Source organism: Desulfosediminicola flagellatus (assembly GCF_005116655.2).
GTDB classification, from domain to species: domain Bacteria; phylum Desulfobacterota; class Desulfobulbia; order Desulfobulbales; family Desulfocapsaceae; genus Desulfopila; species Desulfopila flagellata.
Genome location: NZ_CP050698.1, coordinates 4,567,773 through 4,580,037 on the forward strand (window position 1 = coordinate 4,567,773; position 12,265 = coordinate 4,580,037).

Consider the following 12,265-nt stretch of genomic DNA (forward strand, 5'->3'; position numbering starts at 1 on the left):
TACATAATTGGCAAGCTAATGCTCTTGCGGGTGGGAGATAGATTCGCCAAAATCGAGGCGTGTGGAGAATGTAACCGCAGACGTATAGTTAATACGTCGAGGATTACATTCTTTACACAACGCTGAGTTTGGTGAATATAGCCCCACCCGCATTGCATTAGGACATCCAGTTAGAGTGGAGTGGGTATACCCATTTCGTCGTCACTTTCTTCTTCTTAGTCCAGAAATCGATTCCATCTTCACCGGTAATATCGCCACTACCAAACTTAGAATCGTTCCAACCACCAAAAGAAAACGGCTCACGAGGAACAGGGACACCAATGTTCACCCCAACCATACCCGCACTTGCGTGCTCAATGAGGTAATCTGCCGGAGCACCTGATGAAGTGAAAATCGAAGCAGCATTGCCATATGGGCTGGCATTTTCAATCTCCAACGCCTCTTCAATGGTCTTCACTCTGATAATGGTCATTACCGGCCCGAAGATCTCTTCACAAGCTGCAGGCATCTGCGGGTTTACCTGATCTATAATTGTCGGTCCGACCCAATACCCGTCTTCGCAACCGGCCAGATCAGCCTGTGGCTTCACTCCGCGACCATCAACCAGTATCTTTGCTCCCTGCTCTTCAGCACCAGTGATATAACCGTTTATGCGTTCGACACTTTGTGCATTGATTATACCGCCAATTTCACGACCGATATCAATGCCTTTCGCGTAGCTCACCATTTTCTCAATCAGGTGATCACAATCGCCTACCGCAATAACTGCAGAGGCAGCCATGCAACGCTGGCCGGCACAGCCTATAACTGAATTAACAATCTGCTCCGGTGAAAAATCAGGGTCGGCATCGTCCATTACTATCAGGTGATTTTTTGCGCCACCAAGAGCAAGAACAGGCTTTCCTGCAGCGGCACCACGACTATAAACAATCTTTGCAACCGTACTTGAGCCGACAAAGCTGAGTGCCTTAATTTCAGGATGATCGCAAATCGCTTCAACCATCTCCACGCCACCATTCACCACATTCAACACACCGTCCGGCAAACCTGCTTTGGTAAAGAGTTCTGCTAACTTCAGCGCCGAGAGCGGCACCTGCTCAGATGGTTTTAATACGGCGGTGTTACCACAAACCAGAGCGATCGGCAGTGACCACATCGGCACCATGTTTGGAAAATTAAATGGTGCTATACATGCGATTACGCCCTGCGGTTCACGACTGATTCGGCAACTGATACCATTGCTGACTTCCTGATACTCACCGGCAATTTTATTAGGAACAGAACAGGCATATTCTAAAATCTCAACGCCCTTCATTATCCCGGCCTTTGCCTCATCGATAAGCTTGCCGCATTCAAGAGAAGCGAGGTTGGCCAGCTCATCAATATTTTCTTCAAGCAGGGTTTTCAGGCGAAACATTACCTGAACCCGCTCTTTAATATGGGTCTTTTCCCATGCGGGGAAAGCAGCGGACGCAGCAGCGACAGCTTTATCAAGATCGGCACTGCCTCCCAGCGGACATTCGCCGATAACAGCGCCAGTATACGGAGTCACAATAGGGATATATTCTGTCGTCTCTGACGGTACGTAGCTCCCGTTAATCCAGTTGCTGATCTTACCGTTTGTAGTTATTTGGATTTTATCAATCATGTAATTTTCGATTCGTAAAAATTGAAAGCTGCTGTTGCTTTGTATTATGATCGCACGTCAAACTCACCGTGCGACCATGTTAAATGATCGTGATACTGCTTATGCTGCGGAAGCAGGTACTGTTGCTTCTGCTTGTTTTGCTGACATTAAGCCAAAATAGAGGATTCCACCAAGAGCTGATCCTGTAAACCAGCCGTAACTATAAAACCATGGCAGGTATCCGGTTACGATGGAAAAAACAGTTAAACCCGCCGGCACCAGGAATGCCAGGATTCCTGCAGGATTAAATGCCTGGTAACAGCCATTTGGCAGATAGAGATCAGGCAGACTGAGTTCCTGTTTCTTGATGATAAAGTAGTCCACAATCATAATACCGGCAATCGGTCCGAGCAGAGATGAGTATCCGAGCAACCAGTTGGAGTACATTGACTCAACACTCACATCAGATACAACCCAACCCATCTTTCTCAGTAACTCCCAGCTCATCAGCAGGATACCGGTAAAACCGGTAAGCAGGGTTCCGCGCTTGAAGTTAATCATTTTAGGAAAAACATTCTGAAAATCGTTGGTCGGTGAAACGATATTTGCTGCAGTATTTGTTGAAATGGTAGCAATGATGATAAGTATCATGGAAATTACAACCCAGAATGGACTGTCGATCTTACCGATAAGGGTAATCGGATCTGAGATGCTCTCACCGACAAGTGCCGGGGATGCTGCGGTTAAGACAACACCAAGAGCAGCGAAAAGGAGCATGGTCAATGGAAGACCAACAATCTGGCCGACAATCTGATCTTTCTGCGATTTCACATAGCGGCTGAAATCCGGAATATTAAGTGAAAGTGTCGCCCAAAAACCAACCATTGCTGTCAATCCACCGAAGAAGTAACTCCAGACAGAGGCACCTTCAGGTCTGCTAGGGGCAGCACTCAACAGCGCAGTAGCATCAATCTTTGGTGAGGCCCACATCAGTAAACCAAAACCTACCAGAAGCAGCAGAGGTGCTGCAAAGGTCTCAAGCTTCTTGATAGAGTCCGAACCTTTCAGGACAATGTACATATTCATCGACCAGAAGATGAAAAAGCCGATAACAACGCCTTTATCGCCCAACGCCGCCCAGCTTGTGGAAAGCTCAGAGAGTAACAGGCTGATTGCCATTCCACCAAACATCGTCTGGATTCCAAACCAGCCACAGGCAACCAGTGCCCGTATAACTGCCGGAATATTTGAGCCGAGAGTTCCAAATGACGAACGGAGCAGTACCGGGAAAGGAATACCATATTTGGTGCCGGCAAACGCGTTCAGTACCAGAGGAATCAGTACAATAACATTGGCAAGAAAAATAGTGAGTAACGCCTCGGTAACATCCAGGCCAAAATATGCGGTCAGCACACCACCAAGGGTATAGGTAGGAACACAAACAGACATGCCCACCCAAAGCGCCGCGACATTCCATTTATGCCAGGTACGTTGTTTTGTTGTTGTCGGGGCAATATCTTCATTGTAGAGGGGGCTGTCGATTACATCCGCTCCCGCTTCCATCTCATACATTTCCCCAACCTTCTTCACCTTCGATGTAGGCTGACCAGCTGTGTAACTCATGGTAATTCTCCTTTCCTTATCAGGTATTCAGATCCCTTGTGCGAACTCAAGGGACGTATCACTTTAGCTCTGCAAAAACCTCGGTCAAAATTCCGATTGCTGTATCGAGTTCGTCATCTGTTGTATTTAATGGTGGGGTGAGACGGACGGTGTTGTTATACATTCCGCCTTTTCCTATGAGTAATCCCTTGGCTCGTGTTGCCTCAAAAATAGAATTGACCAGTTCAGGTGCAGGGGTTTTGCTCTTTTTATCAGTGACAATCTCAAGCCCCTGCATAAGGCCCATGCCACGAACGTCACCGATGACTGGTGAGTTATCGGCCATTCCCTCAAGCGCAGATCGAAGTTTGACACCCTTTGCCTCAATGACATCAAGTGGGGCTTCTTCTTCCATTATTTCGATTGTGGTAAGTGAGGCTATGGTAGATACTGGATTACCGCCAAAGGTACAGATAAGGCCGCCTTTGCCCATCATCGCATCAGCGACTTCAGGAGTGGTGATAGTGTTTCCCATCGGAAAACCATTGGCGATACCTTTGGCCATGGTCATTATTTCAGGCTCAACGTTCCACTGTTCAATACCGAACCATTTTCCACCAGTTCGGCCAAAACCTGTCTGCACCTCATCGGCGATCATTACACCGCCATGATTCCTGACTATCTCGGCTACTATTGAGAAATACTCTGGTGGCGGAGTAATAAAACCTCCAACACCCTGAATCGGTTCAACCAGCATTCCCGCTACCCTGCCGCAGGTTGTGGTTTTGATGACGTCTTCAACATCCTGGGCACAGGCGATATCGCAATCAGGATAGGACATCTTGAACGGGCAGCGATAGCAATACGGGTTAATTGCATGTTTAACACCCGGTACGATACTGCTCTCAATACGCCACGCAGCCTGAGCAGTCAGTGTTTTCCCCAGTGCAGAGTTACCGCTGTAACCGTGGCGAAGCGCAAGTATATCGTAGTTGCCGGTATAGGCCCGGGCAGCCATAACTGCCAGTTCATCAGCCTCGGTACCTGAATTTGTAAAGTATGATTTCTGCAGATTTCCCGGAGTGATAGATGCCATCTTTTCGGCAAGATTCACATGATTGGCATGCGGATACAGAGTTGAAGAGTGAATCAGTTTTGCCACCTGACCGCTTACCCTCTCAACAATCTTCGGATGATTATGACCAACGCTTGTGGTCAGGATACCTCCAAAATAGTCAAGGTATTCTGTACCACCCACATCAGTGACATAGGAGCCTTTACCGTGATCAAGGGGCATTGGCTCTTTATAGTAGAGGATATGACTGGGCCAGAGATACTCGTTCTGTTTAGCCAGGATAGATTCTGCTGTCTGTGCTTCTGCTGTTGCTATTTCTGTGGTCATTATTCCCAATCCTTTCATATTCGTTCATTGTCTGTTGCCTCAGCAGCCCCCCTTCCACTGTTGCATATGAAGGAGGATTACTGTCACACACTGCATGACCTATATCAAAAAGGATGCCACATCTAAAAACAGCCTGACATTTACGACATAACACCATGTTATAAAAGAAATTATTTACAACACAACTTCACCGCCAAAAATCCGTGAAATGAAAGGAAAGACAGTTGTTTACTAATTTGTAAAATATTTTTGCGATTTATTACAAAAATGCAATAAATACGTTTGGCGAAAATCGATTTTCGTATTAATTAATCCATTAATTACGAATTTCGACTTTGAGGTTGATTTACAATGCGCATTTCGAACATATTGACAAAAACATGCGATCTGTTTACTTCTTGCATTACGGTGTTTGTCAACACGCACAATCCAGGCTAACCCTCATATACAAAAATACAAAATACCAAACTGATGTGACCTCATGAGCAAGAAAGACAGAATAGACAATACTGATCGGCAAATAATTGAATTACTTCAAAAAGATGGAAGACTCTCAAACACCTTCATAGGCAAGAAGCTCGGCATCTCGGAGGCAACTGTCCGAAATCGGTTAAACCGACTTATCAACGAGGATTATATTCAAATAGTTGCTGTCAGCAACCCGCTTAAGCTTGGATATGAGGCCGTGGGGATATTGAAGATAAGCACCGACATAAAAAAGATTGATTTGGTAATTGAGGCACTTCAGGATATCAAACCGGTATGGTTTGTGGTGCAGACAACAGGCGAATCTGATATCCATGCAGAATTTGTCGCCCCTTCAATCGAAGCTTTAAATTCGCTAATATTTGAACAGATTTACAAAATTGACGGAGTATTGAGCGCAGAAACCTCCCTCATCCTGAATTACCTCAAACGTGAATATGATTGGGGCGTGGCAAACGATAGTTGAATGAAGTGAGGGGTAAGGAGTAGCACCTCGCCCCTCACTTCCAGGGGGAATCAAAAAGAAATTGAGAAATGCGGGCTAAGTCGGCATCGACAATTATTTAACAACCAGCACCGGGCATTTTGCCGTATGCAGCACCTTATGCGTTGTACTGCCAATGATTAATCCTTCAATGTTCGACAGACCACGGGAACCCATAATGATCATCTCACAATGCTCATGCTCCGCCACTATCGGAATCATTGTGCCGGCAGGCCCTTCCATGAATCGCTCCAGATAATTGACACCACTCTTCGTCAACGTTTCCACAAATGGCGCAGTGACCTCCTGCGTATTATCCATAATATCTGAAATCACCTGATCCCGATATGGTCGCCCAAGGAGTTTAGGAAACTTTTTATGGCAATAGACAAGTATTATCTCGGCATCAAGTATACGGGCAAATTCGATTGCCTTCTCAAGCACTCTCAACGAATACTCAGAACCATCAACAGCTGCCAAAAATCTTCGCTTTTGCATGTTACCTCCCCGCTTTCGATCTGCCGAAACGATCAGGCAATTGCAGCACAATCAGTTATTCGTACTGACCGTCGAGAACGTTCCGTATTTTATTGGTAAGATCATTTATTAAAAATGGTTTTTGTATAAAGTTGAAGTCCTCTGCCATTACCCCATGACGCAATATCACCTGATTTGTGTATCCCGACATATAAAGTATTTTAATATCGGGATATTTCACTTTGACCAACTCAGACAACTCCTTGCCATCCATCTGCGGCATAACGATATCGGTCAGGAGCATGTCAACATTGCCCTCGTAATTTTCAAGAAGGTCCAGTGCCTCCTTCCCGTTCTCGGCAAACAGGGGTTGATAACCTTTTCGCCTCAATATTGACATTACCAGGTTGCTCACCATCGGATTATCTTCGACCACAAGAATCGTTTCATGTCCTTCTGCCCCAACTGTCATTCCAGTACGTTCACCATCCGTTTCCACAGGCTCATTACCGGCTGGAAGATAGATCGTAAACGTTGTCCCTTTCCCCTGCTCACTCTCAACATCAATCCCACCGCCATGCTGCTTGATAATCCCATATGCTGTGGCAAGTCCAAGACCGGATCCTTCATCCATCGCCTTGGTGGTGAAAAACGGTTCAAAGATATGTTCCACCACATCACTGGAAATCCCTTCTCCGGTATCATGTATACGGAGTATCACGTACAAGCCGGGCTTGAAGTCTTCCTGATCAATAATCTGATCTTCATCGATTTGCTGGCTGCTGGATGATATCGTCATCGTGCCACCCGTTGCGGCCATGGCATGCTGGGCATTTACAGCCAGATTCATGACCACCTGTTCAAGCTGACCAATATCGCCAACCACCCTCGGCAGATCAGGTGCAAGATCGAGGTTTATAATGACATTTTCGGTAATAGTTCGTGCCAGGAGTTTTTCAAAGTTTATCAACAGGTCATTGAGATCAATAATTTTGAATTCAAGGGTTTGCCTGCGACTAAAAGCAAGAAGTTGACGCACCATATCCCGTGCCCGTGTACCAGCATTAACAATTTCCTCCATCATCTCATAACGATCGTCTGTTTTCTCGGTCTCTTCCATCAGCATTTCGCCAAAACCAAGAATCGGTGAGAGCATATTATTCAGGTCATGCGCCACGCCACCGGCAAGCCGCCCAATTGACTCGAGTTTTTGTGCCTGCAGATACTGTTCTTCGAGTTTATCACGTTCTCTTTTCTGGCGTATTTCCTCACGATGAGCAGCCAGCACCGGAGCGGTCTGTGCTGCACAGTTCTCAAGCAACTCCTGATCTTCCGCTGAATAGCCATCTGATTTGTTGGCTACAACAATTTGTCCGATCAAATTGTCCCGATGAATAATCGGTACAGCCATTGCGTTATCAAGCACAACATGCCCCTCGGGAAGCTTTAAAGATCCATTTTCGATACACGTCTTACAGTTAATGAGAGAATCACCCCAGATCCCTGCCCAGGATTCTCGTGGAAAGACAACGTTATCATCATCCATCAAATGATTTCCCCAGACATCTCTAGTCATCGAAGGACATACGAGATTACCGCTATCATCAACAAATCCGAAGAAGCCAAACTGACTTGATAACTCTGCAAGTATAATTGTTAACACACCATCATACATTTCCTCTTTTGATGATCTCAAAAAGACATTTGCAACCCGACTACTCAGCGTGATTGCACGTTGCTGACGCCGCAGGGTATCATCAGCCTTTCGACGAGTTGTGATATCTTCCACCACAACGATATGATAATCAGGTTCATCTCCGGTAACCCACATTGGTGAAATGGTGAGATGTACCCAGACAGCCTCACCATTCTTAGTGAGTAATCGCTTCTCAGTTGAATACTCATGCAGCTCTCCTGAGACAAGCTGCTGCATTCTCGCAGTATCGTGTGCATAATCTTCAGCGACAGAAAGATCCTGATAACCAAGCGTTTCCATTTCTTCGCGACTGTATTTCAAGATATCAGCACACTTCTGGTTAACCCTGACAACCTTACCCGTTAGAGGCTCCAACAATGCCACCCCTACCGCAGCCTGTTCAAAAAGAGCCCTGAAACGACTCTCACTTGCTTTAAGCACTTCTTCAGATTTTCGACGTTCGGTAAGATCTCGTGCGAAAGCACAGATATATTCGCGCCCGTTATAATTCAGATAGCTCGTACTAATCTCAACAGGAAAGATAACACCGTCTTTAGTCTGGTGATACGTCTCAAAAAGCGATCTTCCCTGATTTTTCAGCATATTCCATCTCTGCTGCCATAACTCCCTGGTTATGTTTGTGGAGATATCATATACTCCCATGGACAAGAGTTCCTCCTCAGTATAACCCAGGCTTTTGCACGCAGTTGTATTTACAGAAATGAAACGCCCATCTGGTTGCAGCCAGAATGCATCTTCAGACGAATTATCAACACTGAACGTGGTTAATTGCAGCCTTTCTTCAGCCCTTTTCTGCTCAGTTATATCCTGAAGAAACCCTTCGAGCATGATAAGCTCACCACTCTCAGAATACACTCCCATTCCCTGTTCAAATACCCATTTCTCTTCATTTTGGGCAGTGTTGATACGGTAGGTCATCTTAAACGTTTTCTTCTGCTCAATTCCATTCTGCACACAGTTCCAGACCTGGTCCCTATCGTCAGGATGGATCAGGTCACCAAATGATATTTTTTTATTACCCAGCAGGTCATCACTCTCGTAACCAGTGAGTTGTTTGCAACCGTCGCTGACAAACAGCATCGTCCAGTCAGGGGTATTTTTACACCTGTAAACCATTCCCGGAAGGTTACCCATCAGGCTGGCGAGTTGACGTTCTCTTTCAAGAAGAGCCTGCTCTACTGAAATTCGTGCCTCAATCTCGGCATTGAGGTCATCCCGAGATGTGGTTATTGCTTTCAACGTACTCATCATATAACGCAAAGTTTTTGCTAACTGGCCAATCTCATCATCACTTTGCACCACGATGGGCGTATCCAGATCCCCCTTGGCTACCTGTTGTGCCGCATCTTCAAGTTGATGTAACGGAATGAAAAAATGTTTTCTGATACTAAAAAATATGGTGGATGATATAACTGAAATAATGAGTAGAAGGAGCAATATGGCAATCACCATACTCACTACAAATTGCCTGTTTTCACGCTTTTTCGAAATAACAATAGTGACTTTTCCAACCTGAGTGCTTTTGTGGAAAATCTCTCTCTCTTGAACCAGATACTGAGCCTCGTCTATTGAAGCCAAGCTCCCAAGCTGAGCAGCTCCATTACGTGATTTCTCACCAATTATTCCATTCTCAGATTCGACCCGAACCAGAACCACATCTTCTGCAAGCAGTATAAAATCGACAAAATCATCAACATAAGAGTTGTTATACTGCCAGAGTGCAGTCGAAAGTACTCCTTCATAAAAAGAGACAAGTCGCTCCATCTGCTCGTTCAACCCCTGCTCTAATGATCTGGTCATATACCAGATCAGCCCACCTGAGGAGATAAGCATGGTAAGGGTAACGACCGCAATCAGGCGAATCATCAGCAGTTTGTATAAGCGGTTACCCTTTAATGAGCTTTTCTTCTGCATACAACCTCTTTACTTCGAAGAAGCAGGAATACTCTTCATGAACTGCTGTTTAATCTCCTCGACCGTACCACTCTCAACCATCTCCTGAATGGTATCAGCCAATGTATTACTGTAGTTCAACAATGGAGAATATTTTGAAATTGCAAAATATGACGGAATTCCATCATGGCTGAAATCAACTTTTTCCACTTTGTCCTGCCAGCCCAGATTTGCAATGGAGTATGCCATGATCGTTTCGTAGGAGATTACAAGATCAACCCGCTTTGCCAGCAACATCTGCAAATGCTGGAAGTCGCTTGTAACCGCTTCCCTTTGTACCTTCCAGTCGTTGTCAAATTGTTCAAAATACACAGACCCCTTTACTAAACCGATAGTGTGGTCGTAAATATCGTTATATTTCGAGACCTGCACATCACTTCCCTTCAACCTGTAAAACACTATCTTTTCTTTGTTATAGTATGGTCCCAGATACTCCAGATACGCCTCACGCTCCTCAGTCTTGCCAATTGATGTGATAATATCAACTGCCCCTGTTTTCAGCATCTCAAGGCATCGCCGCCAAGGGCACTCAATATACTCCCAGTTCACATTCGCACGCCTGCCGACTTCAGCCAGTATATCGATATCAATACCTTCGAAACCGCTCACGGCAACCATTTTCCAGGGCGGCCAATGCGCAATAGCAACTTTGAATCGTGGAGAGTCATCGCCAGAAACAGCCGATGGTATTGAAAAAAATAGATTAGCAACAAGAAGGGTAATGAAAGCCAAGCAAAACCTGTTCATAATACACCTTGATTATAGTTTTACCAGCATGATGACATGCTCTATGTATATCCCCGCTCTCAGATAATTTCCACCGTGGTTCGACCACTTTTCTTAGCCATATAAAGTGCCTGACCTGCTAGCTTTAGAATTGAGTCAATACCAGCGTCGTCTTCCTGCCATGTGCTGCTACAAACGCTTACCGTAAAATGAATCGGATATTCATCAACCCTAACTTCAAGTTGTGCACTCATACCCGCAAACGCTCAGCACGTTGGGCAGCACCTTTACTGTCTGTTTCCGTTAGCACAATTGCAAATTCTACACCACACAACAACTACCCCCGATCAACAACGGCAGCGTATAACGAGAGGTAAAAATATACGCAGGATCTTACGTTTGTTTCTGCGCGTGAAAAATGATTCAAGGCATATTCCTTTCTTGCCCATACGTATATCTAGTCGTATTAAGGTTGTTACTTTTCTATTAATATGACTACACATCTGCTTAATCCTATCACAGGCATTTTATTTGCTGTACCAAATAGTAGATTTTTCTCCCGATAAGGGAAATGAACCCTCTCCACGTGTAAGCCACTGTCCCTTTCAACTATCTCCGGCCCAACCTCCCTGAGAACAGGTTGAAATTCTTTTCCTGGATTCCCTCAAAATACAGTTGAATTGAAGAGGGAATGTACAGTCGATACTACCGGGAATCATTTAAATCGATAAATCGATACGCATACCTGACAGCAGCAGCGTCACTCCTTTTCATGGCAAGGCACACGTAGCCTGCAACGGACAAAGACCAGTCGATACTACCGGTAAAAGCTAAGGTTATGGTGATGAAACAAATGAGAGTCAGGGACCAGGTGCTTGAACAATCTATACAAACGGTCCAACCCCTGGAAGCGATGATCTGACCAGCTTGGAATTCACGACAGACTACACAATACTCTTAGCCGGTGGAGGTATAACAGGGGCGGCAGCAATGGTGGCAATGATGGAGCCTGCAGTGAAGATTGTGACAGTAGCAATGACGGTACTCAGCAAAGAACACAGGAGCACGTTGAATATCTCTGTCCGGTCTTTCGACACGGCAATTTACCTAAGGAGTTGCCTCTTCCTTCACGGGGCTTCACACGGAAAAACAAAACAGTATGTATGCACGCGCTGCTGATATCTGATTCTGCCGGGATCAGTTCAGCAGCCTCACTATCTCGAAACGAACAGCTTGGGAAAAGCATGTACAAGGAAGAAGGATTTTTTATACAACACGACCATAATCTGTCAGACATGCCACAAGCTTGACACTTGAGGATCAAATCAGCAAAAGCCGATAAAAGAAAAAAAAGCCTATAAACGGACTGATAAAACGAACAGAAGAGGATAAACTGCAAGGAGGGACGCTTCATCGACAATTGCCGAGATATGGCCACCCTCACAGATAAAGAAATTGAGAGCAATATTTTGCTATTAAATTTAACACCAAGAAAAGTCGTAGAAGGTTTAACACCTCTGGAAGCTTTTATCGGTAGGTATGTTGCGCTTATTACTTGAATCCAGCATCACTGCAAAAGAAATAACACCATTTTCGAGGGAGACAATTGCCCGTCGTGCTGAATTGCACCAGAGGAGCCCTATCCTGTGGGCTAAGACGGAAGGCCATTGAAAAATCAGCATCATTCTTTTTATCAAGCAAGAGAAACCTATGAAACCTGATACTGTTTATTACTATATCCTAGCCTCATGCATGTTACTCCTGTTCGTTTCTGGCTGTTCTGCTGGCCCT

8 protein-coding genes and 1 pseudogene are annotated in these 12,265 nt (G+C 45.2%); 2 read left to right on the forward strand and 7 right to left on the reverse strand.

Annotation, left to right across the window (positions count from 1 at the left end; genetic code table 11):
• Nucleotides 1–157: 157 nt before the first annotated feature.
• From FCL46_RS18875 to FCL46_RS18885, 3 genes are all read right to left on the reverse strand, one after another.
• Nucleotides 158–1,648 (reverse strand): CoA-acylating methylmalonate-semialdehyde dehydrogenase, encoded by a 1,491-nt coding sequence (locus FCL46_RS18875; protein WP_136805682.1) that lies wholly within the window; start codon nucleotides 1,646–1,648, stop codon nucleotides 158–160.
• A gap of 99 nt (nucleotides 1,649–1,747) precedes the next feature.
• Nucleotides 1,748–3,250: an NCS1 family nucleobase:cation symporter-1 gene (locus tag FCL46_RS18880; RefSeq protein ID WP_136805683.1), complete on the reverse strand. Its 1,503-nt coding sequence runs from the start codon at nucleotides 3,248–3,250 to the stop codon at nucleotides 1,748–1,750.
• A 58-nt stretch (nucleotides 3,251–3,308) separates the two neighbouring features.
• Nucleotides 3,309–4,631 carry an aspartate aminotransferase family protein gene (locus tag FCL46_RS18885; RefSeq protein ID WP_136805684.1) on the reverse strand — a complete coding sequence of 441 codons (1,323 nt, stop codon included), beginning with the start codon at nucleotides 4,629–4,631 and terminating at the stop codon, nucleotides 3,309–3,311.
• A 481-nt stretch (nucleotides 4,632–5,112) separates the two neighbouring features.
• Here FCL46_RS18885 and FCL46_RS18890 point away from each other — a divergent pair, with 481 nt between their 5' ends.
• Nucleotides 5,113–5,583: an Lrp/AsnC family transcriptional regulator gene (locus tag FCL46_RS18890; protein ID WP_136805685.1), complete on the forward strand. Its 471-nt coding sequence runs from the start codon at nucleotides 5,113–5,115 to the stop codon at nucleotides 5,581–5,583.
• A 93-nt stretch (nucleotides 5,584–5,676) separates the two neighbouring features.
• On the opposite strand, the gene FCL46_RS18895 is transcribed toward FCL46_RS18890, so the two are convergent.
• The 4 genes from FCL46_RS18895 to FCL46_RS18910 are packed head-to-tail and all read right to left on the reverse strand — an operon-like array spanning nucleotide 5,677 to nucleotide 10,728.
• Entirely contained in the window at nucleotides 5,677–6,099 is a 423-nt protein-coding gene (locus FCL46_RS18895) for a universal stress protein (RefSeq protein WP_136805686.1), read from the reverse strand.
• A 55-nt stretch (nucleotides 6,100–6,154) separates the two neighbouring features.
• Nucleotides 6,155–9,709, reverse strand: coding sequence for a PAS domain S-box protein (locus FCL46_RS18900; RefSeq protein WP_136805687.1), 3,555 nt, complete (start codon nucleotides 9,707–9,709; stop codon nucleotides 6,155–6,157).
• 9 nt (nucleotides 9,710–9,718) lie between these two features.
• Nucleotides 9,719–10,495 (reverse strand): substrate-binding periplasmic protein, encoded by a 777-nt coding sequence (locus FCL46_RS18905; protein ID WP_136805688.1) that lies wholly within the window; start codon nucleotides 10,493–10,495, stop codon nucleotides 9,719–9,721.
• A 59-nt stretch (nucleotides 10,496–10,554) separates the two neighbouring features.
• On the reverse strand, nucleotides 10,555–10,728 hold the full coding sequence (locus FCL46_RS18910) for a diguanylate cyclase (RefSeq protein ID WP_136805689.1): 174 nt from the start codon (nucleotides 10,726–10,728) through the stop codon (nucleotides 10,555–10,557).
• Nucleotides 10,729–11,898: 1,170 nt separating this feature from the next.
• Here FCL46_RS18910 and FCL46_RS28915 point away from each other — a divergent pair.
• Nucleotides 11,899–12,033 (forward strand): annotated as a pseudogene (locus tag FCL46_RS28915) (IS30 family transposase); the annotation flags it as partial.
• Between the last annotated feature and the right edge of the window lie 232 nt (nucleotides 12,034–12,265).